26 protein-coding genes and 1 tRNA gene are annotated in these 24815 nt (G+C 56.3%); 18 read left to right on the forward strand and 9 right to left on the reverse strand.

Annotated elements, in window-relative coordinates; genetic code table 11:
* Positions 1-5: 5 nt before the first annotated feature.
* Complete coding sequence (locus AAYR33_02485; GenBank protein XAO71826.1) at positions 6-1340, reverse strand: UdgX family uracil-DNA binding protein; 1335 nt, start codon at positions 1338-1340, stop codon at positions 6-8.
* Between the two features lie 366 nt (positions 1341-1706).
* Here AAYR33_02485 and AAYR33_02490 point away from each other — a divergent pair, with 366 nt between their 5' ends.
* On the forward strand, positions 1707-2195 hold the full coding sequence (locus AAYR33_02490; GenBank protein ID XAO71827.1) for a MucR family transcriptional regulator: 489 nt from the start codon (positions 1707-1709) through the stop codon (positions 2193-2195).
* Positions 2196-2564: 369 nt separating this feature from the next.
* The gene (ihfB, locus tag AAYR33_02495) at positions 2565-2861 is read left to right on the forward strand and encodes an integration host factor subunit beta (GenBank protein XAO71828.1); all 297 of its coding nucleotides are present in this window, start codon (positions 2565-2567) and stop codon (positions 2859-2861) included.
* Between the two features lie 30 nt (positions 2862-2891).
* On the opposite strand, the gene AAYR33_02500 is transcribed toward ihfB, so the two are convergent.
* Together AAYR33_02500 and trxB are read right to left on the reverse strand one after the other, a co-directional pair.
* Positions 2892-3848, reverse strand: coding sequence for a LysR family transcriptional regulator (locus AAYR33_02500; GenBank protein ID XAO71829.1), 957 nt, complete (start codon positions 3846-3848; stop codon positions 2892-2894).
* Between the two features lie 143 nt (positions 3849-3991).
* A complete protein-coding gene (gene trxB, locus AAYR33_02505; protein XAO71830.1) occupies positions 3992-4948 on the reverse strand; it encodes a thioredoxin-disulfide reductase in 957 nt (318 codons plus the stop codon).
* A 119-nt stretch (positions 4949-5067) separates the two neighbouring features.
* On the opposite strand from trxB, the gene AAYR33_02510 reads away from it, so the two are divergent.
* Genes AAYR33_02510 through AAYR33_02520 form a run of 3 tightly spaced genes read left to right on the forward strand, consistent with a single transcriptional unit; the run spans position 5068 to position 8086 of the window.
* Positions 5068-5580, forward strand: a complete 513-nt coding sequence (locus tag AAYR33_02510) for an Lrp/AsnC family transcriptional regulator (protein XAO71831.1) — start codon at positions 5068-5070, stop codon at positions 5578-5580.
* Positions 5577-6671, forward strand: a complete 1095-nt coding sequence (locus tag AAYR33_02515; protein ID XAO71832.1) for a glycosyltransferase family 2 protein — start codon at positions 5577-5579, stop codon at positions 6669-6671. The genes AAYR33_02510 and AAYR33_02515 overlap by 4 nt, the downstream gene beginning before the upstream one ends.
* Complete coding sequence (locus AAYR33_02520) at positions 6632-8086, forward strand: glycosyltransferase family 39 protein (GenBank protein XAO71833.1); 1455 nt, start codon at positions 6632-6634, stop codon at positions 8084-8086. The genes AAYR33_02515 and AAYR33_02520 overlap by 40 nt, the downstream gene beginning before the upstream one ends.
* Positions 8087-8155: 69 nt before the next feature.
* Here AAYR33_02520 and rpsU read toward each other — a convergent pair whose 3' ends face one another.
* Positions 8156-8359: a 30S ribosomal protein S21 gene (gene rpsU / locus AAYR33_02525; GenBank protein XAO72351.1), complete on the reverse strand. Its 204-nt coding sequence runs from the start codon at positions 8357-8359 to the stop codon at positions 8156-8158.
* 238 nt (positions 8360-8597) lie between these two features.
* Here rpsU and AAYR33_02530 point away from each other — a divergent pair, with 238 nt between their 5' ends.
* The 3 genes from AAYR33_02530 to AAYR33_02540 are packed head-to-tail and all read left to right on the forward strand — an operon-like array spanning position 8598 to position 11156.
* Positions 8598-9098, forward strand: coding sequence for a MarR family winged helix-turn-helix transcriptional regulator (locus AAYR33_02530; GenBank protein ID XAO71834.1), 501 nt, complete (start codon positions 8598-8600; stop codon positions 9096-9098).
* Positions 9095-9781: a response regulator transcription factor gene (locus AAYR33_02535; protein XAO71835.1), complete on the forward strand. Its 687-nt coding sequence runs from the start codon at positions 9095-9097 to the stop codon at positions 9779-9781. Before AAYR33_02530 ends, AAYR33_02535 begins: the two co-directional genes overlap by 4 nt.
* Before the next feature lie 13 nt (positions 9782-9794).
* Entirely contained in the window at positions 9795-11156 is a 1362-nt protein-coding gene (locus tag AAYR33_02540) for an ATP-binding protein (protein XAO71836.1), read from the forward strand.
* Positions 11157-11185: 29 nt separating this feature from the next.
* Here AAYR33_02540 and bamE read toward each other — a convergent pair whose 3' ends face one another.
* Positions 11186-11770, reverse strand: coding sequence for an outer membrane protein assembly factor BamE (gene bamE, locus AAYR33_02545; GenBank protein ID XAO71837.1), 585 nt, complete (start codon positions 11768-11770; stop codon positions 11186-11188).
* A 176-nt stretch (positions 11771-11946) separates the two neighbouring features.
* Between bamE and AAYR33_02550 the strand changes: the two genes are divergently transcribed.
* The 7 genes from AAYR33_02550 to AAYR33_02580 all read left to right on the forward strand — a co-directional run bounded on the left by AAYR33_02550 (position 11947) and on the right by AAYR33_02580 (position 16438).
* A complete protein-coding gene (locus AAYR33_02550) occupies positions 11947-12492 on the forward strand; it encodes a DUF177 domain-containing protein (GenBank protein ID XAO71838.1) in 546 nt (181 codons plus the stop codon).
* Positions 12493-12780: 288 nt separating this feature from the next.
* Positions 12781-12984: a 50S ribosomal protein L32 gene (gene rpmF, locus AAYR33_02555; GenBank protein ID XAO71839.1), complete on the forward strand. Its 204-nt coding sequence runs from the start codon at positions 12781-12783 to the stop codon at positions 12982-12984.
* Between the two features lie 63 nt (positions 12985-13047).
* Complete coding sequence (gene plsX / locus AAYR33_02560) at positions 13048-14148, forward strand: phosphate acyltransferase PlsX (GenBank protein ID XAO71840.1); 1101 nt, start codon at positions 13048-13050, stop codon at positions 14146-14148.
* 79 nt (positions 14149-14227) lie between these two features.
* Positions 14228-15184 (forward strand): beta-ketoacyl-ACP synthase III, encoded by a 957-nt coding sequence (locus AAYR33_02565; GenBank protein XAO71841.1) that lies wholly within the window; start codon positions 14228-14230, stop codon positions 15182-15184.
* A gap of 61 nt (positions 15185-15245) precedes the next feature.
* Positions 15246-15608 carry an integration host factor subunit alpha gene (locus AAYR33_02570; GenBank protein XAO71842.1) on the forward strand — a complete coding sequence of 121 codons (363 nt, stop codon included), beginning with the start codon at positions 15246-15248 and terminating at the stop codon, positions 15606-15608.
* The gene (locus tag AAYR33_02575; protein ID XAO71843.1) at positions 15571-16296 is read left to right on the forward strand and encodes a MerR family transcriptional regulator; all 726 of its coding nucleotides are present in this window, start codon (positions 15571-15573) and stop codon (positions 16294-16296) included. The genes AAYR33_02570 and AAYR33_02575 overlap by 38 nt, the downstream gene beginning before the upstream one ends.
* 68 nt (positions 16297-16364) lie before the next feature.
* Positions 16365-16438: transfer RNA gene (locus AAYR33_02580), tRNA-Pro, on the forward strand.
* Positions 16439-16461: 23 nt separating this feature from the next.
* Here AAYR33_02580 and AAYR33_02585 read toward each other — a convergent pair.
* The gene (locus AAYR33_02585) at positions 16462-17634 is read right to left on the reverse strand and encodes an AI-2E family transporter (protein ID XAO71844.1); all 1173 of its coding nucleotides are present in this window, start codon (positions 17632-17634) and stop codon (positions 16462-16464) included.
* Positions 17635-17839: 205 nt separating this feature from the next.
* The gene (locus AAYR33_02590; protein XAO71845.1) at positions 17840-18370 is read right to left on the reverse strand and encodes an NUDIX domain-containing protein; all 531 of its coding nucleotides are present in this window, start codon (positions 18368-18370) and stop codon (positions 17840-17842) included.
* Positions 18371-18442: 72 nt separating this feature from the next.
* Between AAYR33_02590 and AAYR33_02595 the strand changes: the two genes are divergently transcribed.
* From AAYR33_02595 to fusA, 3 genes are all read left to right on the forward strand, one after another.
* Entirely contained in the window at positions 18443-18589 is a 147-nt protein-coding gene (locus AAYR33_02595; GenBank protein XAO71846.1) for a hypothetical protein, read from the forward strand.
* Between the two features lie 323 nt (positions 18590-18912).
* Positions 18913-19215, forward strand: a complete 303-nt coding sequence (gene rpmB, locus AAYR33_02600; protein XAO71847.1) for a 50S ribosomal protein L28 — start codon at positions 18913-18915, stop codon at positions 19213-19215.
* 208 nt (positions 19216-19423) lie between these two features.
* Entirely contained in the window at positions 19424-21529 is a 2106-nt protein-coding gene (gene fusA / locus AAYR33_02605) for an elongation factor G (GenBank protein XAO71848.1), read from the forward strand.
* Between the two features lie 52 nt (positions 21530-21581).
* On the opposite strand, the gene AAYR33_02610 is transcribed toward fusA, so the two are convergent.
* Positions 21582-21842 carry a GlsB/YeaQ/YmgE family stress response membrane protein gene (locus AAYR33_02610; GenBank protein ID XAO71849.1) on the reverse strand — a complete coding sequence of 87 codons (261 nt, stop codon included), beginning with the start codon at positions 21840-21842 and terminating at the stop codon, positions 21582-21584.
* Positions 21843-21981: 139 nt separating this feature from the next.
* Positions 21982-24768 carry a phosphoenolpyruvate carboxylase gene (locus tag AAYR33_02615; protein ID XAO71850.1) on the reverse strand — a complete coding sequence of 929 codons (2787 nt, stop codon included), beginning with the start codon at positions 24766-24768 and terminating at the stop codon, positions 21982-21984.
* Positions 24769-24815: the final 47 nt, after the last annotated feature.

Here is a 24815-nt window from a genome sequence, read left to right on the forward strand (position 1 = left end):
TCAATTTAAGTTGGATGAAGCTGCGTCCGGGTTTGTGAGATGGCATCGGCAACGAGTCGCAAATCCGAAAGAAAACAGCGTTTTTTAAAGTCCTGGGAGGCGTGGTCCTGGATGCGCAAAAGGTAAGATGGGTGCACGGTGATGAGCGCATCACAATTTCCGAGACGGAAAAATCTTGAGCGCTCTCGATTAACGGTCACGGGGCGACCCAACATAGCTGAAGCGGCGGAGGCGCCAAGCAAGATAATGTGTGTCGGTGCAATGAGCGATATTTCCTGCGAGAGCCAGGGGTGACATTGATGGATGTGGATGAGGTCCGGCTTCTGATGAAGGCGACGCCCGTAGCGGTGCACGAAACGGAAATGTTTGACGGAATTCGTGACATAAAGGCGCGCCCGCTCAAGCCCGACCTCGCGCAGATTTTGGTCAAGCAGGGCACCGGCAGGCCCGACGAAGGGGCGACCGGAGAGATCTTCCTGATCACCCGGCTGCTCACCGATCAGCATGATTTTCGCGTCAAGGCGGCCCTCCCCGAAGACGGTCCGTGTGCCGATGTCACAAAGTTCACAGGCTGCGCAATCAACAGCATGTGCCCTCAGCTGCGCGAAACGACTTTCACGATTCGGTTCAGGCGCCTCTGACGCACCCGTCTGATGTTGAGTTAAAGGCGCGTCGGGGATGAGAGAGGGGATGGTTTTGACTGGCAGACGAAGTTGGGGAAGCTGCGCCCAATACCCTGATCCGAAAGCAATCTCTGGTTGAGACTTTTCATTCTGCGCTTTAAGTCCCCCTCGGGAGGAGAATAAGGCACTTCCCGTCCATCGAATCGTAACTGTGTCACCTGAAACAACCCAAGGAGAGGGGATCATGCGCGTTAAAGTTGCGGCCTGACCTGTGAAGATGCGATGGCCTCGCATGTCAAATACGGATTGTGTTGACCGGTCAGGCGCTATTTCCCTGCCAAAAAGTGCTAATTTTACAAAAGATTCACGGAAGCGCAGCACAGCCTCGCGACCGGCCTGGATAAGAGCCTCGATTTTCGGGGTTAAGGCGGCAATTTGGGCGTCATCCTGCTGGTGCAACGCCATGACAAAGGTGTAGAGCGTCTCAAAACGATGTGAGTCCTGCGCGTGAAACGCTTCCTGCAATTGCACATATCTTTGACGCGTTATTTTGAATGGTGAGGTGTTTTGTTCTGTCGAATCAAGGTTCTGACGTTGAAAAAGATCATCAGGAGGGTTAACGATCCAGTTGATATTGCGGGAATTAATACCGGCGGAAACATGCTTCCGGGTGGCGTCACGCCATGACCGGAAGTCATCGTGGTGAGCAAGTGTCACGTCAAACATATTGTTATTAACCTTTCATCCAGATGTGACCGGAAAATCTCCGCACTATAATTTTTTTTAATAAAATAAGAATATCTTCCGAAATACTTAATAACCGCTTTTCTATCAGTGAGCGATTGGCATCGCTGTTGTGCAGTTTGATGAAGCATTAACGATCATTGACGAATTTCAACCGGTAGAAGCTTTTGAGACGTGCGAATCAGAGTTTCTTTTTTTTTGTAATTCCTGTAGGATTAACAGCATTAACGATCCTCTCGTAAGGCATCGGGGCATATTTGAAGCCGATATTTTGTAGCAACTTCTTTATCATGGGAACGTTCTGAGTTCCCGAGTAAAAAACCAGACCAGGGTAAATAAATGTCCGAGCATGACAACAATAAAGCTCTCCTTGAGCTTACAGTGAAAATCGTCTCTTCACATGTTGCAAATAACCCCGTGACAAGTGAAGATCTGCCTTCGATGATCAAACGCGTCTATGAAGCCCTTCGCGGGGCCGGCGCCGTTGAGGCAGAGCCAGAGCGTCCGCAGCCAGCTGTGCCGATCAAACGCTCGGTATTTCCGGATTACATCGTGTGTCTGGAAGACGGCAAGAAGCTCAAGATGCTGAAACGCCATCTTCAGAGCGCTTATGGCATGAGCCCGGAACAATATCGCGAGCGTTGGGGCCTCCCGGCGGACTATCCCCTGGTTGCGCCGAATTACGCGGAGCGTCGCTCACATCTCGCGCGCGAGATCGGGCTCGGTCGCAAAATAAACGCCAATCTTGATCTTTCCGGCCGGAAAGATCGCGTCCTTGGTAATGAGAATGAGGATGGCACAGGTCGGTCAGGCCGCAAACGCGCTTAATATTAGAGTAGGTCGTCGTTTCTCCTCCGGCGGTGGATCAGGCGCCGGGAGGAGTATGTGACTTATTTGCAACTTACACGCGAAGAAATAGCTCGGATTTCGCCTGTCGCGAGAAGAATTACTTATTTTCTGAGCATAAAAATGCGGTAATTTGAGCTCGTTAAGCAGAGTTCATACATCCATTCGCGTCTGAATGGGGCTACCGTTAACTGTCTTTAAATCTTTATCTCCTCGACAATAAGCGTGCAGTAGACTTATCAAAGCGAGCCGCATCGAGCAATTTTTACTGGGCTGGGTCTCGACATACCCAGGGTTGCTCGGAGTTTTTGGTGGTTGCGCGATGCCGTTATTTGTCAGGAGGGGGGGAGCATGACGAGATCTGAGCTTATCGCACTGCTGAGTGAAGCATACCCGCAGCTTACAACCCGATATATAGAGCGCATTGTGCAAACGCTTTTTTCCGAGATTGTTTCCTCCCTCGCGCGCGGGGATCGGGTGGAACTGCGTGGTTTCGGGGCTTTTGGCGTCAAAAAACGCGGCGCCCGGCTGGGTCGCAATCCCAAAACGGGTGAGGCCGTGGAAATAGACCAGAAATATGTTTCATTTTTCAAAACCGGGAAGGAACTCCGGGAGCGCATCAACGCCAAAGGCCGAGTAAGGCGATAGCGCAACCTCTCAGCATGAGATCTCAGAAACTCAGAATTCAAGACTTGTATGAGAGGTTGATTCGGCAACTGTCGATATATTACAGGCGTCGTCGCCCCCGATATTTCCGAGACTGATTTCATTTAACAGAAAATTGCGCAACAAGATGAGTCGCATCGAGGCTTTCAGATTCTGCGGGTAGACAAGGTAAAGCTTAAGCGCCGGAACAGGATGTTCCGGAACAAGGCGCACCAGGTGGGGGTACGATGCCGCCACGTAACTCGGCATCGCGCCAACGCCCAATCCTTTTGAGATCGCTTCCGCCATGGCAGGGCAGCTATTAACCTCAAGATGGCTGCGGGAGGGCATGTGCTGCCGTTTGCAAAGCGCCTTTCGAAGCCAGTTTGTGTGCGGCAACATAAGGGGATCACCGGAAAAACTGATGATCTGATGTTGTGCAAGGTCGCGGAAATGACGTGGAGTGCGCTTATCCGCAAGGTAATTCTGACTCGCATAAACAGGTATCGAGAATGTCGCGAGGTGCCTTTGAATCAGGTCAGGTTGTCGCGGTGGATGCACGCGTATGGCGACATCGGCCTCACGCTGGTTCAGATCGAGATCTGTGTCATCAAGTAAGACTTGGATATCAATCTCAGGTTGTTGAACAAAAAACCGTTTCAATCGTGGGATCAGCCAGTAAAGGCCGAACTCGGATGTCGTTGTCAATTTAATGACGCCCGTCGCTTTCGCGGTGCTGTCACGCAACGATTCCTGCGTGGTGATGAGTTTCTCGAAAACCTCCCGCACCGTGGCGGCAAGGGTTTCACCCTGTTCCGTCAGGATCAGGCCCCGCGCGCGACGGTTGAAAAGCTGAACCCGCAAATCATCCTCCAGGGAGAAAATCTGCCGCGAAACAGTGGATTGGCTTAAACCCAGTTTTTCACCCGCGTGGGTGAAGGAGCCCGCCTCAACCACAGCGTAAAAGATGCGTAGCTTGTCCCAGTCCACTCTTTTCCCCCACGTAAACTCTCAATGAAAAACCGGAATGTGACCCGCTTTGGCTCATGCGTTGATGACAATGACACGTCAATAGGTGCGTGGCAGGTCTCCGCTGAAACGAAATTTATTTCTCGTAAGCCGTGCAGAGAAAGTCACGATTCACCCGCAATGAAACGCTCAGCCTCTAAAGCGGCCATGCAGCCTGTGCCCGCTGCGGTGACAGCCTGCCGAAAAACCCTGTCCTGCACATCACCTGCCGCAAAAATACCGGGACGGGACGTGCGCGTTGAGCCTGGGGGCGTGTTGACATAGCCCTCAGCGTCACAGCTCACAAAGTCCAGAAACGGCGCTGTATTCGGTTGATGGCCGATCGCGATGAAAACGCCATCAACTGCCAGGGTCTCCAACGTGTTTTTCTGGAGATTTTTCAGGCGAAGCCCGCTGACGGTGGCCGGTGTTCCGTCCGAGAGAACGTCATCAACGCTGCGATTCCATAGAACCTTGATTTTCGGATCAGCGAAAAGCCGCTCCTGCATGATGCGTTCCGCGCGCAATGTGTCGCGTCGATGGATGAGGGTCACTTTATCCGCATGACGTGTTAGATAGAGGGCCTCCTCAACCGCCGTATTTCCGCCACCAATGACCGCGATATGCTTACCGCGGAAGAAAAACCCGTCACATGTTGCACAGGCGGATACGCCAGCCCCTTGTAGCCGGGTTTCGGAGGGGAGGCCGAGCCATTTCGCCTGTGCGCCAGTGGCGATGACAGCCGATTTGGCGAGATAAACGTCCCCTGAATCTCCCGTGAAGCGAAAACGGAAGGGTTTTTTATCGCCGAGATCCTCACATGTGGTGACGAGATCCGTCACCATGCGGGTCCCCACAGATTCCGCCTGGGCGTGCATCTGCTCCATCAGCCATGGCCCCTGAATGGGCGCTGCGAAGCCAGGATAATTTTCCACATCGGTTGTGATGGTCAATTGCCCGCCAGGTTGTAGACCCGTCACCAATATCGGCTTAAGACTGGCACGCGCGGCGTAAATCGCAGCTGTATATCCGGCGGGCCCTGCACCAATCACGATAAGGTCCGTTTCATATTTACGCGTCATGCTGTCTTACCCATAAATTGTCTATCGCATTCAAACTGTGGCTCTTCACCCATAATCCAGATATAGAGAATTCGAACGAAACACCAAACGGAGTTTCAGAGGAAGTTTACTGGCATTCTATGACGCGACATGATTCCGATACGTATAAGGCAATCGCACCCTCCCCAATAGATGAACATGCGCTGGACGCAACCGACCTTCGGATTGTTGGGGAATTGCAGATTCATGGTCGCATGACCAACGTTGAACTCGCGCGTCGCACGGGGCTCTCCGCGCCCCCATGTCTCAGGCGGGTCCGACGATTGGAGGAATTGGGCATCCTCAAGGGCTATCATGCCGATGTGGATGTTGAGAAGCTCGGCTGGCCCATCACTTTTTTTGCGCTGATCGGGCTCGAAAGTCAGAAGGGTGCCGCGCTGGAAGATTTTGAGGGTCGGGTCGCGGATTGGGATGAGGTGCGCGAATGTCATATGATTCGCGGCGGCGGCGATTTTCTGCTGCGCCTCATCGCGCGGAACCCTAATCATCAGAACGAACTCACCCGCCGCCTGACGGATCTGGACGCCGTCGCGCGTGTCGTCACCCTGCAGACAATCCGTACCAGCCTCAGCCGGGCCGGAATTCCTCTATGACGGCGCGCCCGCCGGTAGAACTTTCCATTATCGTGCCCTGTTTCAATGAGGCGGGGAATATTCAACTTTTTTACAATGCGATCTGCAAGGTTCTCACCGATATGGCGTGGGAAATCATCTTTGTTGATGATGACTCGCCGGATGGGACCTCCCGAATTGTGGCATTCATCGCGCAGCAGGATGCGCGTGTTCGGCTTTTGCGCCGCGTTGGGCGGCGCGGGCTCTCATCGGCGGTGATTGAAGGTGTGCTTGCCTCCACCGCGCCGCTACTCGCCGTCATAGATGGCGATATGCAGCATGACGAATCCATCCTTCCGCAGATGATCGCACCCCTCCGAGAGAGTCGTTTAGATATGATGGTCGCCAGCCGCTTTATGGAGGGTGGTGACAGTGCGGGGCTGGCTCATCGGGGGCGGCACCTCCTTTCCCGCACCGGGATCAAACTTGGCCAGATTTTTCTCAAACACCCTTTGACCGATCCGATGAGCGGCTATTTCGCTTTCCGTCGCGACTGCTTTAATCAGGCGCTGCCAAAGCTGACGGGGACGGGGTTCAAAATCCTGCTGGAAATGATGCTCGCCCTGCCATGCTCTGTGCGTATGGGTGAAGTGCCTTTCATTTTTCGTGAAAGACATGCGGGTGAGAGCAAATTAGGGCCGATCGTCCTGTTTCAGTTTCTCGGCATGTTGGTGGAGCGTGTGATCGGGCATATCATTCCGATGCGCTTCTTCGTTTTCGCTTTTGTCGGGGCGCTTGGCATATTGGTCAATCTGGCCGTGTCAGAAGGGGCGCGTTTCGCCGGGTTAAGTTTCGGGGCCAGTCAATTGACCGGCATGATCGCCGCCATCATCATGAATTTTTTTCTGAATAACTGCCTGACATATCATGATCGCCCGCTCAAAGGCTGGCTGCGCCTCTCGACTGGTTTCGCGGTTTTTATGGTTGGATGCAGCCTTGGTGCTTACGCGAATATCGGCGTCGCGGAGATGATCTATCACGCTGATCGGCATTGGAGCCAGGCCAGCGCCGCCGGTGCGGTGATCGGTGTGGTATGGAATTACGCCGTCGCCTCCACACTTGTCTGGCGGTGACAATGCGTCAGGCCCTTTCCAATAATATCGCGGTCGGGCCCCTTCTCATTTTCGTCACCATGGCGCGGCTGATCCTCGCCGCCAAAATCGGCCTGACGCCGGATGAGGTCTATTACTGGATCTGGTCCCAGCATCTTCAGGGGGGGTATCTTGATCATCCCCCCGCCGTGGCTTTTATCATCCGTGCCGGCACATGGGTCTGGGGTGATACGACCTTCGGCATCCGGTTTTTCGAGCCGATCCTGGCGCTGGCCGGTTCATTTTTTCTCATCAATGCGGGCAGGGATTTGATGGGGCGGCGTGAGGACGGCATCAAAGCCGCGCTCCTTTTAAATGCGACGCTCTTTCTCGGTGTCGGGGCGGCGACGATGACGCCGGATACACCGCTCCTGTTTTTCAACACATTGGCCTTGTGGGCGCTGGGGCGTCTCTATGTGACAAAGCGCCCTGAATGGTGGCTCCTTATCGGCGCGGCTTTCGGACTGGGTTTTGACAGCAAATATACGGCCGTACTTCCGGCTCTTGCCTGCGGAATATGGTGGCTTTTCTCGCCTCGAAAACCGCCCTTCAAATGGGTTGCTGGTGGCGCGCTCACGGGATGGCTCTTCATTTCGCCCGTTCTTCTTTGGAATGCGCAGCATCATTGGGCGAGCTTTCTGAAACAGGGCGGCAGGGCGCAGGATTGGGCGCCATCGCGCGCCGCGCAATTTTGTGGAGAATTGCTGGGGGGGCAGATCGGCCTTGCGACGCCGCTTATCTTCCTGCTGTGTGTGAGCGGCGTCATCGCAGCGGTACGTCGGGCGCGTCGCGGCGACGCTTTGTGGCTGCTCAGCGCCATGGTGGTGCTCCCGGGCGGCGTCTTTCTGCAACATGCGTTGGGGGGAAGGGTCCAGGCAAATTGGCCGATCATTCTTTACCCAGCCGCAATTCTGCTCGCCACCCATATGCGCGGTGTCGCCTCGGCCGCCTGCCTTGGTTATGTCATGACGGGCCTCATATACCTCCAGGCTTTAGCGCATATCATACCGCTTTCGCCCCACCATGATATCGTGGCGCGCCAGACCGGGGGGTGGCGGGATTTCGCACAGCATCTCGCGCGGGAAAATCAGGGGCAGGCCGTCATATTCCGGGATTATGCGCAGGCGTCCCTCATCCATTTTTATGCGCCCGAACTGACGATTTACAGCACGGACCCGCGATGGTTTTACCTCGATCGCCCGGTCGGGCGGGAAGGGGCGGCGCTTCTGGTTGAAAAACAGGAGTCGCGGGACGCCATTTTGCGCGGATGGGTTGCGGCGTCGCCAAACCCGACGTCCCTATGTCGAAAGGCGCGGAGGCAGAATATAAAATGTTACCGTCTGACGCCGATCAAAAATTCAGGAAAGGACTCGGTTATCATGAGGCAAGTGGGGTGATGGCCGGGCGTCAGCTATAAAAAACCGCCCCGAAAGGCGGTTTTTATTAAACGTCTGGAACGTGACGGCTTAGAAGCCTTCACGTTCCAGACGTTTACGCTCCATTTTACGTGCACGGCGCACCGCTTCAGCAGCCTCACGCGCCCGGCGCTCAGAAGGCTTCTCGAAATGGCGGCGCAGCTTCATTTCACGAAAAATGCCTTCGCGCTGCATTTTCTTTTTAAGCGCTTTGAGCGCTTGATCGACATTATTGTCACGGACCAGAACCTGCACGTGCCTGTCATCTCCTGTCGCCCAATCGGTGTTGCGGGCTTGCTGAATAAATACGTTCAATGACGCGCCATTTCGGCTTTTCGTCCGACCAGGTGGTCGCATTAGCATAATTGCGCGTCACAGCACAAATGTTTTCACGTTTCCGCGCATTTTTGCCTATAAGAGTCAGTCGAAACACGCGCTTAGCCCGCCGGGTACCCGCCGGTGCGCCAAAGCAAGGCAGAGAGGGCTGTTTACGATGCGTGATATCCAGCACCCGCGCCGCCAGGGGCTTCCCGCGCGTAACGTCACCTCGACACATCTTTACCTCCGGGAGGAACAGGTCCGCAGCGCGTGGGAAGCCACGACGAAAGCCTTCCGACAGCTTGAGAAACAGTCAGATGCAAGGCGGATGGAGCACGGTATCGGCAAGGCGCATCAGCGCATCCTGATCCTTCTCGCCAACCGGCCCGGCCTCTCTGTCGGGGATGTACAGCGTAAACTGGTTGTGTCAAAGCAGAGCCTCAACCGGGAGTTGAATCTGCTGCTTCGAAAACGTTACGTCACCTGCACGATTGATGGAGTCGATCGACGCGTGCGGCGCCTTCACGTCACGGATAAAGGGCGTGAGCTTGCCGATATCTGCTTTGAACCTCTGCGGCAGTCCCTGACGGCGGCTTATCGACAGGCCGGGGCGCAGGCTGTGGAAGGGTTTCAGCAGGTTCTTGCCTGTCTGACGCGCGATGGAGACGAAACTTGAAATCAGCGCATATCCTCGTCGTCGATGATGACCCCCGTCTTTTGAAACTGATCAAGCGGTTTCTCGATGAGAATGGCTTTCGGGTGACGACGGCCGCCAATGCGGCGGAGGTGCGTCATTTTCTGAAAATGGTTCAGCCCGATGCCATGATTGTGGACGTGATGATGCCGGGCGAGGATGGCATTTCCCTGACGCGGGCCTTGCGGGACGAGGGGTGCGCATGGCCGATCATGGCGTTGACAGCGCGTGGCGAGCCGGAGGAGCGCGTTGACGGGCTTGAGGCTGGGGCGGATGATTATATGGCCAAACCTTTTGAACCAAGGGAGTTGGTCCTGCGGCTTCAGGGCCATTTGCGGCGCGCCACAGGGCAGGTGCCCCAATGCGGGACACGTCTGATCCGGATCGGCACGCTTGAATTTGACGCTCATCGTGGGCTGCTGAATGGCGGTGACGGCACCATTCATCTGACGGGCCGGGATGTCGCCTTGCTTCAACTTTTCTGCTCCCGCCCCGGGGCCATTCTGTCGCGTGAGGTCATTGCAGGTGCGCTGGCGCTGGAAGATGTGAGTGAGCGCAGCGTTGATGTTCAGGTGACACGTCTGCGCAAGCGAATTGAGCCGGACCCCAGAGAGCCTCGGCACCTACAGACGGTGCGCGGACGCGGCTACGTCTTCAGACCCTGACGGAAGAAGCTGTATGATTTTTCGAAAATTCGGGCGTAGGATCGAACGGCCTTTACGACGATTTCTGCCGCGCTCGCTCTTCGGGCGGTCGCTTCTCATCGTCTTTGTGCCTCTTTTCGTGACGCAGCTTGTCGCATTCCAGCTTTTTTACGGCAATTATCTCAGCCTTGTCTCAAGACGCCTGGCCGACTCCGTCGTAGCCGAACTGGCCATGACGGTACGGCTGGTTGCGCGTTTCCCGGATGAGCGGGACTGGATTCTGGACCAGGCGCGTCGGGAGCAGCAACTCATCGTCACTTATGGCGAAATGTCCGACGCCAAAATCGAGCGCACGCGTAACGTCTTAGGCCCGATGTATGATGACCTGCAGGATGCTGTCAGGCGCATCTTTCATACATCTTGCCGCATTGATTGGCACGCGACGTCGGATAATGTGCGGTTCGAGTTGCCCTATCGTGGCGGGCTGCTGATTGTCGAGGTGCCGCGAAAAAGACTGGTGACGGGGCCTGTATGGTTTTTCTTCGCTTGGGCGGGGGGTAGCGCGACCATTCTTTTCGGCATTGCAGGGCTTTTCATCCGCAATCAGGTCCGCGTCATACGCGGGATTTCCCACGCTGCGGAGCAGTTCGGCGTCGGGCGCGATGATGGGCCGATCCATCCGCGCGGCGCGCGGGAAGTGCGCAAGGCGGCGGTGGCTTTCAACCGGATGCAGGCGCGCGTCAACCGGTTTGTTGAGCAACGCACGATCGTCCTTGCCGGTGTCTCGCATGATCTGCGCACGCCCCTGACCCGCCTGCGTCTCTCTCTCTCGATGATCCCGAATGCCGGCGTGATTGAAGCGGCGGCGCTGCGGCCCGACATTGCCGATATGGTGTCCGACATTGCGGAGATGGAGGCGCTGATGAACAGCTACCTGACCTTCGCACGCGGGGAGGGGGCGGAAGCGCCGGTCGAGACGGATCTCAGCGCCTTGCTCCGTCGGATCGCCGCGGATACGGAACGCGTCGGCGGACGCATCACCCATATTGATATTCCGGACGGCATTTTTGCCGTGGTGCGACCGGATGCGCTGCGGCGCGCGCTTGCCAATATCGCGGAAAATGCGCGCACGCACGGGGGCAGCATGTCCATAACCCTCAACCGCCGCGAGACGGAAATCTTCATTTGCATCGATGATGACGGCGATGGCATTCCCCTGCACCTGCGGGAAGAGGTTTTTCAGCTTTTCTCACGCAATCGCGCAACGGTCAGTGGGAGCGGCCTGGGACTGACGATTGCACGCGACATCATGCGCGCCCATGGGGGCGAGATCACGCTTCTCGATAGCCCGCAGGGCGGGTTGCGTGTTCTGGTGCGTTTGCCGACGCCTGACTGAAGCCTCATCACGTCCTTGCGGGGCGCGCGCTATCTTACGGGATCGAGTTTACCTGTTCCGCCATTACCGGTCCCGATGGCACCACCCCCAAGCGGGCCCTGGCTGCCGCCGAACTGGTTATTCATGTTTCCAAGCGGATTATAGCGGCCCACATTGCCCAGCAATTGCTGGAAGACATTAACCTTTGTCCCGGGTGCCGGCGTCGCGCCCGGTGCCATGCCGACATTATAACGGTCGCTGGAGTCATATTGCGATACGTTGCGCAGAACGCCACCATGATCAAACGCCAGCACAGTGACATTCTGCTTGCGGATTTTGGGATAGCTCAGCGGCTGTTGATGCGTGACGAGCGAGATATAGATCCACTTATTATCGTCAAAAGTGGATGTCGTCGTCGGGGAGCCGATGAGTTGCCGCACGTCATCTTTTGTGCTGGTGCCTGGGACGAGGAGTTTGAAATCGGACTTCTCAACAAGCGTGCCACGATTTTGCGGAATCGACCCGAAGACAGAACAGCCAACCAGCAAGGGTACGGACAGCGCCAAAGTGGCGGCGGCATAGCGCAGGGAAAAAGCTGAACCCCTGGATGTGTGGACAAGTTTCACGCGTGTCATCAGCCGCAGATTCCCGCTTTTATCTGAGCTCCGTGATGTTATATCATCTGCTGATATCATAACAAGATGCCGTGCGGGCCTGACAGAGTGCGTGACACTATAGTGTCACCTGTCGGCGCAGCGCAATCTTCAAACGGTGCTGATGGCGCACAACTTTTCAATTAAGGACATGCCGCGTGGAGCTTCCTTCTGAACTGGATTGCCGTGTGGCGCTTCACGGTCGAAACGGGGCGGAGCGTCGCGTCAAGGTGGAAGCAAATCACGAGGAATGTGAGCGCATCGCTGAACGCCTCATGATCCCCGCCGTCAAGATGCTGACATGCACTTATAAAGTAATGTCCCTGCACGATCATTCCGTCATTTGCGACGGATGGCTTGACACGCAGGTTGTGCTTGCCTGCTGCGTCTCCGGCGAGCTGTTTGAAGATATTGTGTCGGAGGCGTTTCGCGTCCGTTTCGTGACGGCGGCGCGTGAGAGCTCGCAGGATTTTCTTGACCCGGACCTGCCGGATGAAATCATTTTTGATGGGCAGGTCGTTGATCTCGGCGCGCTAACGATTGAGCAACTGGCCCTGGCATTACCGCCTTTTCCGCGTAAGCCGGACCTTCCAGAGGTCGATGCTGCCGAAAACCCCGCCACGCCGGATGACGATATGCCGACGACCCGCCCTTTCGCGCATCTCGCACATTTGATGAATAAGAAATCCCGCGAGGGCGATTAAAGTGCATGACAGGCGCGGACGCGCATGGATGTTGCGTCAGGCACGCCTTCTCCCCACATAAAGTGAGGTGCCCGACCCGTTAGCTGCCTTCGAGGTGGGAGACCGCGCCTCAAAAGGCGGATGGGTAAGGCCCCGTGTAGGAAGGGCGGGTGATCAGGCGACGAGACGCTTGCGAGTTTTAAACGTGTCTGCTAGAGGATGCGCGCCTTATTACATTGAATCGTATCGCTCTACATCACAGTCGCTCGACGTCTGGGACGGGCGACTTACTGGAAAGAGACCTTTGCCATGGCCGTTCCGAAAAGAAAAACCTCGCCATCCCGTCGCGGTATGCGCCGGAGCCATCACGCCCTGACGATTCAGGCGAGCGCAGAATGCGCCAATTGTGGTGAACTGAAACGCCCTCATCACGTCTGCTCTCATTGTGGACATTATGATGGACGTGAGGTGGTCGCTACCGGCAAGACCCTGAAGACAATTGTCCGCGCCTGATCCTGCGGCGGCTCGGCATGCCTCTGGCGGCTGAAGAGGACGGGTTGATGCGTGAGGCTCGCAATGATTGATAACGTCGTGGCGCCTGATCAGGCAGCTTCGTTCAGCCTTGCGATTGACGCGATGGGCGGGGATGACGCGCCCGAGATTGTCGTTGCCGGGTTAGATCTGGCCGCCGACCGCCATCCGGGCGCGCGCTTCCTCCTTTTCGGTGATGAAGCCAGGCTGACGCCTCTCCTTGCACGCTATAAAAAAGCGGCGCAGATTGCGCAGATTGCCCACACGACGGAAGCGATCACGATGGAGATGAGGCCGACATCGGCCCTGCGCCTTCGGGACTCCTCTTTGAGAATGGCCATCGCGGCCGTGGCGGATGGTCGGGCACGCGGTGTTGTTTCCGCGGGGAATAGCGGCGCCCTGCTCGCGCTGGCCAAGATCCTCCTCAAAATCCTTCCGGGTATCTCCCGCCCTGCCATGGCGGCCGTTAACCCCTCCGCGCGGGGTGATGTCGTCATGCTGGATCTCGGGGCGAATATTTCCTGCGATGCGCGAAATCTCGTCGAATTTGCGGTCATGGGTGAAGCTTTTTCCCAGGTTGTGCTCGGCCTGCCTGCTCCGCGCATTGGCCTGCTCAATGTCGGGGTTGAAGAGCTGAAAGGTGATGAGCGCCTGAGATGCGCTGCCGATGCCTTGCGCGCGTCTCCGCTCAGTGCGCAATTTCTCGGCTTTGTTGAAGGGCATGACATCACGGCGGGGACGGCGGATGTCGTTGTCACTGACGGGTTCACCGGCAATATCGCCCTTAAAACGGGTGAGGGGGCGCTCAAGCTTGCAGCCCAGCTTCTGCAGCAGATTTTCAAAACGAATCTGCTGACGAAAATCGGTTATATTCTCGTGCGCCCTGGGTTGCGTCGGATGCGAGAATGGATTGACCCTCGCCAATATAATGGTGCCGTTTTTGTGGGGCTGAATGGCATTGTCGTCAAATCCCATGGTGGCGCCGACGCTGAGGGTTTCGCCTCTGCGATTGATGTCGCGATGAATGCTGTCGATAATGAGGTGAATAAAAAGATCCGTTCCCGGCTTAAGCAGATTCAGTTCCTGCAGGAAGCCCCTGACGCATCTAAGAGCGGCGCCACCAATACAGTTGAACATTCTAAATAACGCCTGTTTTGCACTAAACTGTACTTTGCCGGGCCGATCCGACACGGTAGAGTGTCGTGCAAAAAAAAAGGAAGTCTTTATGCTTGTCCGCTCTAAACTGATCGGGTTCGGGGGGTATCTCCCTGACAAAATCGTCACAAACGCGGACCTCTCAACTCGGGTCGATACATCGGACGTGTGGATTCGCACCCGCACCGGCATCGCACAACGTCACATTGCCGGGCCGGACGATTCGGCGGCCAGTATGGGGGAAGCCGCCGCACGGGCCGCACTCGAATATGCTGGCGTTGATGCGGAGACGGTGGATGCCATCATCGTCGCCACCGCCACGCCGGACCAGCCTTTCCCCGCCGTCGCGACACGCATTCAGGGTGCGCTCGGCTTTAAACATGGTTTTGCCTTTGATATCAGCGCCGCGTGTTCCGGCTTTATTTACGCGCTGGCCGTTGCCGATTCCCTCATTCAGACAAAGCAGGCGCGCCGGGTGCTTGTGATCGGGAGTGAGGTTTACTCCCGGATTCTCGATTGGTCCGATCGCACCACATGTGTGCTTTTTGGCGATGGGGCGGGCGCTGTACTGCTCGATGTCGCTGAGCCGGAGTCGGAGAGCGCCATCCTGTCGACTCACCTGCATAGTGACGGTGCCCATGCCGATATTCTCTATGTGGAACGTGAGGGGAAAGACAGCCCGTCCCTCCGTATGAATGGCCGGGAGATCTTCCGACACGCCGTGACAAAGCTCGCGGAGGTTGTGGATGAGGCCCTGCATGCACATGGCATGACAGGCAAGGACGTGCAGTGGCTCGTCCCGCACCAGGCCAATCTACGCATCATTGATGGCGTCGCGAAAAAGCTGGCCCTGCCTCAGGAGCGCGTCATTGTGACGGTTGACCGCCACGCCAATACCTCCGCCGCCTCCATCCCCTTGGCGCTCAACGAAGCTGTTCGCGACGGGCGTGTAAAAAAGGGTGAAATTGTGTTGTTGGAGGCGCTTGGAGGCGGACTTACCTGGGGCGCCGCGCTTCTGAGACTGTAACAGTTACTGTTTTATTGACGTTAATATTTGACGCAAAAAATTACCGTGGTAGCTTGTGCACATGTCTACAATCACACGCGCTCATCTGGTCGATTTACTTCACACCCGTATAGGTTTGTCGCGGCAAGACAACTCTGACGTGCTTGAAAGCGTATTAGAGAATATCGCAGCAAGCCTCGAGTCCGGCGAAACCGTGAAATTAAGCGGTTTCGGGACGTTTGCCGTCCGCAAAAAGGGCCGTCGCATTGGTCGCAACCCCAAGACGGGGGAAGAAGTGGCCATACAACCCAGGAGTGTCCTGATTTTCAGGCCAAGCCAGATGTTGAAGTCAGCCCTCCGCGCAGCCCCCATCAAGGAAAAGAGAGTCGTCGAGGAGGTCACGCAAAATGGTCGATGGAAGACCTGTTCCCGATTCTCAAGATGACGCGTTTGGCGCTGCCTCAGCCAAGAGATGCGGCAAGAAAGCGCCCGACGCCTATCGCACGATAAGTGAAGTCGCTGACCTTCTTCACGTCCCTCAACATGTGCTACGATTCTGGGAAACGCGGTTTCATGAGGTCGCGCCGCTTAAAAGTGGCGGTGGCCGTCGTTATTACAGCCAGGATCAGATCGACCTGCTCCGCCGGATTTCGGAGCTTCTCTACGTTGAGGGATATACGATCAAAGGCGTGCAACGCGTTCTGAGGGGTCATGGTGAGGCGCCGATGGCTGAAGCGACGTTCAGAACGTCAGATTACGCTTCTGCAGTCGGTTTCGCTGAGGATAGTGCGGCACCCTTCGTTTATCAGCCGGGAAGCACGCAGAACTTCCAGGACGGCATCAACGCCGCGGCCCGGTCGAAAACACTTGAAGACTCACCGCGAGGCCATTCGGGACGGGCGCAAATCATGCCCGGTAGTGCACCCCGCATGCGCAATGGCGCAGAATCGAAAATGACGTCAGACTCTGGCGATACCAGCCCGGATCGTAAGGCTGATGAGGCAGCGAATGGGGCGCAAATGGATTCGGCGCGATACACACAATTGATGGATAAGCAGGCGCAATTAATTGAGCTCCTGCGTGACTTGCGGGTTGAGTTGCTGGCGCTGCGCAAAAACCTCCCCTTACCATAGAAAATCCCTTTAAGGCTCTTGCAGGCGGGGCCGCCCCCTGCTAAATGCGCAGGGGTCCAAACGACGGACGGGTAGTAGCGCAGCCTGGTAGCGCATCAGTCTGGGGGACTGGGGGTCGTGGGTTCGAATCCCGCCTGCCCGATATCTCCGTCCGCGTTTAGTCTCTCACGAAGCAATCTCGTTTTTCCGGTGCGGAGCGCTTACCGTTTCCGTATTGCTCCACATCCTCCATAGCATATGCAACGCCGCCATGATGGCTGGCCCGAGGAAGAGCCCGAGCAACCCCCAACTCTCCACCCCGCCAAGTATGCCGAGAAGCACCCAGAGGAACGGCATCCTGATCGTCCCACCGATAATGACGGGGCGGATGAAATGGTCGGCAATGAAGATGACGAGGCAGCCTATGGCGATAATCAGGCATGCCGCAACCATTTTGCCTTGAATCAGCACCAGAAGCGCCGCGACCATCACCGTCGGCAGGGCGAGAAACGGAATCATCGCTGCGACACCAGTCAGAAAGGAAAAGAGAATCGGCTGCGGCGTACCTGCGAAAGCGTACGCGACACCCATCACGAAGCCCTCTCCCAGCCCTACAAAAACGAGACCGGCAATGGTGCCATGAATCGAGAAAATAATCTGACGTGCGATGATTTCCCCACGTTGCCCGAATGTCCTCTCAGAAACGGTGATGAGGCGCGCGATAATGCTTGCGCCATCCCGGAGGAGGAAAAACAGCGTTAAAATGGAAAAGAGGAAGAGGGTCGAACGTCGCAGGATGAGGGAAGTGACCTGTTTCGTCACCGCGACGCGATGCCCGCCTGTATCGAGAGAATGGAAAATCTGATTCAGTTGCTGCGGATCAGCGAGATATTTCTCCCAGGCATTGGCGACGGGTGCCTGAAGAAAAGGGAGTTCCTCCAGCCATGGCGGGGCGGGGACACCCTCATGCCGGACCGAATCCAGCCAGTGCAGCGCTCCTTGCGCCTCCTCCGCTGTTTTCACGGCCAGATAGCTCATCGGGATGAGGAAGATCAGCGCGACAAAAAGCGTGAACAGGGCAGGAATCCAATTGGAATGGCCCCATCTTTGCACAGCATGTCGATAAAGTGGCCAGCAGGCGATGGCGAAGACGCAACCCCAAAGCAGGGCTGGCAGAAAGGATTGGAGGGTATAAAGGGCGAGAAGCACAAAAAACACGCCGAGCAACGCCCGGGCGCGCCGCTGTGCGGGGCTGCTCATTTCCTCAGGGGGCGGTGGGGCGGCCTCCACGGTGCGGCGGCGGGATGGCTTGCCGGGTTTACGTGCTGAGCTTGGAGGATGTTCGGCGCCAGTTTTCATGTCCGTCCTGATTGCTTCCCGCTTTTCCGCGGAGGGGAGGGGGTCGTCAAATGGCAAGTCTCTGCGCCGGATTGACAAGAATCTTTTATAGCAAAAATAAGGATGCGCCGCTGAGTCTTTTCAGAGCTGACGCGCAGCCTCGCTTTAAGAGGTCGAAGGCTCGAATTTGATGTCCTGATAAAGGACAGCCCTGATTTCTCGCGATTCATGGGGGGATAAAAAGGCCATGACGTATAAAGAAGTCGATGAGCAAAAGATTGACATTAAATTTGAATTTGTCAGTGTCCCGAACAAGTTCCAGAACGGTCTCCAGCTTCATCAGTTCAAACCGCGTCACTTCGCCATCCACGGGGCGGGGTGTGAAATCTTCTGGCAGGATCAGGTCATAGCAATAAAGCGTGTCGCGCCTTAAACCTTCAGGCCGGTTCTGGACGTAATTCAGGAGGCCGACCTGTTGGGCCTGTCGGCTCAACGATGCCGGGATGCCAGCCTCCTCGGCCGCTTCCTTGATCATTGTATCAAAAGGGGACAACCCGGCGGATACGCCACCTGCGGCGAGGTGATCCAGCTTACCCGGGTCAAGACGTTTATTCGCCGCACGATGCCCGACCCAGAGGGAGCATTGATTGTCGCGCATGACAACGCAATTCATATGCACGCCGCGCGCGGCCATCCCGAGAAGCGGCAGCGCGCCACGATCAATCTGGCCAAGCGCATGCCCACTGGACGTGAACACGTCAAAAAGCTCTTTAAAACAACGGAATAACTGTTTCTGCGACAGGATCTCGCCAATTTCGGTCAGGCGATATTGCCCGGCAATATGAACGCCTTTCTGCAGCGCCGCGTCGCCTTCTTCCTGCGGGATATGTGTGGCGATATCGGCGGCGACCTATCCTATCAGATGGCCGTGATAGAAGAGCGGTTGCCGTGTCGTGCGGAGAGAGGAAGGGCGTAACACGCTTATTTTTTCAAAAAAGGGTCGTCTCTGTGCCCTCTGCCTTAACACATTCCATTCTCTGCTACATTCCTTCCGCGCTTTATCGGCGGCTCGTTTCGGGGCATAACGGGCGAGCCATGTCACGTCGCAACTGGCCTGGCCCGGATGGCTGTTCGGATGACTTTTAACACAACTCCGGCCAAAAAGCGTGCCAAATGCACGGGATCTGTGCTTTCAGCTTGACGAAATCAAGCCTCTCCGTCATAAGCCGCGCCTGAATACCCATGTCGTGTGCCGGGGAGACCTCTCGGCGATCGAGAATTGTTTCGAGGAAATCTGCTATGTCTCGCCGTTGCCAAATTACAGGCAAAGGCGTGCTGACTGGCAATAATGTCAGCCACGCCAATAACAAAACGCGCCGCCGCTTCCTGCCTAATCTGCAGGAGATCACACTTCTGTCCGACACGTTGCAGACGGGCGTGCGTCTGCGCCTCAGCACGCAGGGCATCCGCACGATTGAGCATAATGGCGGGCTTGATGCCTTCCTGCTTTCGACACCGAATCGCAAGCTCCCCGCGGAAGCGCAGATTATCAAGCGCCGCATCCGTCGCGTGATGGAAAATCGGGCCGAAAAGTCAACTTGACGGTCGGCCCCTCCCGGATGACGCCTGTCTGCATCCGGGATATTCTGAAGTTTTAGAGCCTTATCGTCAGCCGTCTTTGATCCGTTTCCTTGACGCGTGGCGACATGGTCGATCCAAAGCCCCCTCTGGTGAATAGGGGATTGTGACGGCCTCGGCGGGGTGTTTCAGAAGGTCTGAAGCGCCTCAAGTGCATTGTGGAGGTTTATCCGTGTCCGACAGCAGCGTCGCAGAAGCCAAATCGGCTCTCTCCAAAATCCGAAATATCGGCATCACAGCGCATATTGATGCCGGCAAAACGACGACGACGGAGCGTATCCTTTATTACACCGGCATGTCCCACCGTATTGGTGAAGTCCATGACGGTAACACAACCACAGATTATATGACGCAGGAGCGTGAGCGCGGCATCACAATCACTTCAGCCGCTGTGACCTGTGAGTGGAATGCGCACCGAATCAACATCATCGACACACCTGGCCATATTGACTTCAATATTGAGGTCAATCGCTCACTGCGCGTTCTTGATGGTGCGATCTTCATTATCGAGGGTGTGGCCGGTGTCCAGCCGCAATCCGAGACGAACTGGCGCCTTGCGGATCGTTACAACGTCCCGCGCATCATCTTCATCAATAAGCTTGATCGCACGGGCGCGGATTTCTATCGCGCTTTCGACACATTGAAGGAAAGGCTTGATATCGTCGCCATTCCGCTCCAGCTGCCGATCGGCGCGGAGGAGAATTTTGTTGGTGTGGTTGATCTCGTTGAAATGCGCGCCATCATCTGGGAAAGCGGTGAGCTGGGTGCGAAATTCCACTATGAGGATATTCCGGCCGAGCTGAAGGAAAAAGCTGAGGAAGCCCGCCAGAACCTGCTCGACACGGCGCTGAGCGTCGATGAGACGGCGATGGAGGAATATTTCGAGAAAGGCGACGTCGCGGTTGAAACGCTGAAGAAATGCATCAAGAAGGGTGCTATTTCCGGTGAGTTCCGCCCGGTCCTTTGTGGCACAGCCTTCAAAAACAAGGGCGTCCAACCCCTTCTTGACGCGGTGATTGATTACCTTCCGGCGCCGGATGAGGTTGAGGGCATCCGCATTGCGCCGCCGGAAGATGAGGAAGCGGATGAAAACTTCCTGCCGGTCGTCCCGGTCGATCCGGATGGTAAATTTGCGGGCCTCGCATTCAAAATCATCTCCGACAAATATGGCACGCTGACCTTCGTGCGCGTCTATCGCGGTGTGCTTAATGCCGGTGATACCGTGATCAACACGATCAAAGGCCATAAAGAGCGCGTGGGTCGTATGTTCCAGATGCATGCAGATAAGCGTCAGGAGGTCAAATCCGTCGCCGCTGGTGATATCGCGGCTTTCGCGGGGCTGAAAGACACGGTCACGGGTGACACACTTGCGGATGCGAGTGACCCTGTCGTGCTTGAGCGTATGCAATTCCCTGTCCCGGTCATTGATATTTCCGTTGAGCCGAAGACGAAGGACGCGGTTGAGAAAATGACCCTCGCCCTGCAGAAGCTTGCGGCGGAGGATCCTTCCCTTCAGCTCAAGACGGATCAGGAAACAGGGCAGACCATCCTTTCCGGCATGGGCGAGTTACATCTCGACATTATTGTTGATCGTCTGCGGCGTGAATATGGCGTTGAGGCCAATGTTGGCGCGCCGCAGGTTGCTTATCGTGAGACGATCACCCAGACGCATGTTGAGACCTACACTCATAAGAAACAGTCAGGTGGGTCGGGTCAGTACGCTGAGGTGAAGATCGAATTCACCCCGGTTGAGCGGAATGCGGATATTCAGTTTGAGAACAAAGTCGTGGGTGGCGCTGTTCCGAAGGAATATATCCCGGCGGTTGAGAAGGGCATTCGTGTCCAGTCATCCACGGGTGTTCTGGCGGGCTTCCCGACGGTGGACTTCAAGTTCACCCTGCTTGACGGTAAATATCACGATGTCGACTCATCGGCCCTGGCTTTTGAAATCGCGGCAAAAGCGTGTTTCCGTGAGGGGATGAAGAAGGCGGGCCCCGTCATTCTTGAGCCCATCATGAATGTCGAGATCACGACCCCGAATGATCACGTTGGTGATGTGGTGGGTGACCTCAATCGCCGCCGTGGCATCATCCAGAGTCAGGAGACAGCGGGCTCAACTGTGATGATCCGGTCTCAGGTGCCGCTGAAAGAGATGTTCGGGTATATCTCGCATCTGCGTTCAGCCACGAAGGGCCGCGCTTCCTTTACCATGCAGTTCCACCATTATGATCCTGTTCCGCGCAATGTCGCGGATGAGATCATGGCGAAATCTGCCTGAGTCCGGTCAGAGCGTAAAAGAAAGACGCCTCCCATTGGGAGGCGTCTTTCTTTTAAACAAGCGGCGGTCGGTTTCTTGTGAGAAGTCCATAGAAGAAGAGCAGGATCATCGCGCCGATGACGGAGGCGATAAAGCCCGCCGGTTGACCTTCAGCATAGAAGTTCAGCTGCTGACCGATCCACTCAGCGAGAAACGCACCCGCGATACCGAGGATGATGTTGATAATGAAGTCACTCGGCGCCCGTCCGGGCATCAGCAGCTTGGCGACAAGCCCCACCAGAAACCCGACGACCAACGTCCACAAAATGTGCATAAAACGTCTCCAGACATAAAACCACTGCACTGGAAAACGAGTCAGATCGACTTAAGTTGACCCGACAGAAAATTACGCACCGGATCGTGATATTTCCACACCGCGCAACGGGCCAAACTAGCGGAAAATACGAGGGAAATCAGCCAAATGCGCCGTTTGCATGCATTACGGCCGTGCTGATCTCTCTCAACAGGTCAAACAGCCGCGCCATGGGGCGGAAGATCGTCTCATGCTCCTTCATGAAGCCTTGATCATCCCGAGCGCCCTGCGGCTCATGAAAACTCAGGTCAGAAGGCGCGCCAAGATATTGCGGGAAGATTTCCCCCAGCTTCCTGAGCGCGAGCGGGATCTCCAATTGCAGGATCAATTGTAACAGCCGCTCGCGGGAAATATTATTTCGTGGGCTGAAATACGGGATGCGCGTCGCCAGCAGCCAGATTTCCTCAATCACGGCATGGCGTATTGCGTGAAGGATGCGCTCATCCCGCGCCATATACAGGCCGTGCGACCAGACGGAATTGAGTGAGATATGGTCCGCCTGGACGTGTCGATACATGGGCGGAAGATGCCGCCAGAAACCGAGTTCCTCCAGCCCTTTGGCCAGGCGCATATATTGGCCGCGGCGTGACTCATTGTCACTATTGGCTGCGCGGTCCAGCCAGGTGCCTGGGTCAAGCAGGTCGACGACGGCACGCAAGGCACCGATATCCGAGTTACTCAAGGCCTGCCGCGCGAAATCTAATGCCAGATCAAAGCGGCGGCTGGTACGGGAAAGGCGCTCAAAACTATCTGCGTGCCGCGCCGCGGCAGAGCCCAGCCCCTGAAGCACATTCGCCCACCAGCCAAGCTGTTCGAGAATCGCGTTATTCGGAATCGCGCGAAGCTGATTAACATGCGTAATACGCGTCACGCTGGCGCCATCCGCCTGCCGGGCTGAGGGGCGCGAGCCGGATTTATCAATCAGCGCCGGCCCGAAAGCCCCCAACATCCCGGCATAACCGGGATCCTCAACCAATGTCGCCATGTCCAGCGCGATGGTCGAAAAGAAATCGAAGGAAAATTCCGGATTGGCGTAAATCGGGTCGGATGAGGCCGTCTGCGTCTCTCGCGAGAGATGCTCCGCAATGGTCACGACGGTGGATGTCGCGAGTTCTGGCGTGCCAAACAGTGTGTAACCATCCGCCCCCTGAAAGGCGGCCTCCTCCCGCACGCGAATATTGGCTTCCTTGAAGAGATGCGCCGTATAAGCGGGTGAGAAATATTCCAGTCTTTGCTGCAAGCTGAAAGGATGTGAACCGCGCCCGATACTCTCCCCATGCGTGTCAAACAGCACGAGCTCAATATCGGTTAGCTCATGGCGGCGCATGAGTTCAAGCGTTTTGAGACGCAGGCGTTCAACCAGATTGGTTGCCGCCAATTGCCCGATATAACGCCCTGAATCCGAATAGCCGAATTGCAGGCACAACCGGCCATTATTGCGCAGATAGTCCCGCCAATGAGGGGAGCGGAAGCATTCTTCCAGGATTGTATCCCCGTGCTCTAACGCGGATTGCGTTTCAAAAAGCGGGGAAATCTGGATCTGATCATCCCGAATGCCGAAATGTCGGGACAGCCACAATGTTGCCAGCAGCGTAAAGCCGCTCTCAGTCTCGGCAATCAGAAACCGGATCGGCGTCGTCTGATCGATATGTTTGAGGATCTGCGCCATCGTCATCATCAGACGCGCCGCGGAAATTTGCTCCATCAACAGGGAGCCGAAATCAACCGGGACCGGCGGTGCCTTCTCATTGAGCGCTTCATTGATCTGACCGATCACCTTGCGCCGACGGGAAGGGATCGCGGGGTCATCTTCAATGCTCAGACGGTGGCGGACAACATTATAAATCTGTGTCGCGTTCAGCCGGGTATGGATATGCGCCGCGCTCAGCCCGTGGGCTGTGAAGCCACTCCAGGCAATGTCGATCTCATGGCGGGCGGCCGCGTCGCACTTCTCTCTGGCCGCCTGATAAAGATCTGTCAGCGCATGCGCATCCGCCAGGGCTTCTTCACGCCGCCCGACCAGAACCGCCGCGAAGGCAGCGACATCTTTCGCAGCATTGCGGCCGAGCTGCGGGCTTGCACTGCGCTGCGCTGAGACAGCATCGATCGCCACACGCAACCGAGCGAGAAGAGAGCTGTCCGAAGGCAGATATTCTGTAAGCTGCGCCGTGAGACGCCGTAATTGCGTCTCCTTAAGCGCGAGGCGGATCGCAATTGTGTCCCACCAATGAATGTCACTCCGCCCATCCGTATCAAACCCCACCCAACTCGCCAGAACGACAGGACTCGGCAGGAAGGTCGCGTCAGGCCATTTTTTCCGGCAGGCATCAAGGAGTGCACGGTTGAGCGCGTCAATCGCATCCCGGCCGCGTAAAATGGCGGCAAGGGCGAGGTCCTGCTCATGCCAGAGTATTGGCGCTTCCAACCGCCGATGTGACGCCAATTTTGAGACCTCAAGCGTAGGGTCTGTCGCGAGATGGGCGAGTTGTTCATAAACAGCGTCGCTCAGGGCGAAAGTCGGGTGCGCCGTGAAAACAGCGGAAAAAGCCGGTCGGGCCAGGCGGTTATGCAGGTCCTCGATCCGCTCACATTGCGCGACAAGCTGGCGGGCTGCTGAAATGATGCGATCATTCAGGGGCGCTTCTGCATCAAGCCCGACATAATATCGGAGATGGGCCGCGCGCTGATGCAGCGCCGCGTCCCGCAAATGCCGCACCGTTTCTTCCAGATCGTCAACGCTGAGTTCCTCCCTGGCAAGCCCGGCGCTGATACGCTGCGTCATGGCACTGACCTGGCCGTGGCCCTTTTCAGCGAATATTGAGTCACCCGCCAAAGCCGCCATCAATTTCGACTTTGACAGCTTTGATCGCGACGTCCGCTCAGTCATGGCCGTTTCCGCAGGAAAGGGACGTTCGGTTATCGGGGCGTTATGGC

The organism is Acetobacteraceae bacterium (genome assembly GCA_039613835.1).
Taxonomy (GTDB): domain Bacteria; phylum Pseudomonadota; class Alphaproteobacteria; order Acetobacterales; family Acetobacteraceae; genus Sorlinia.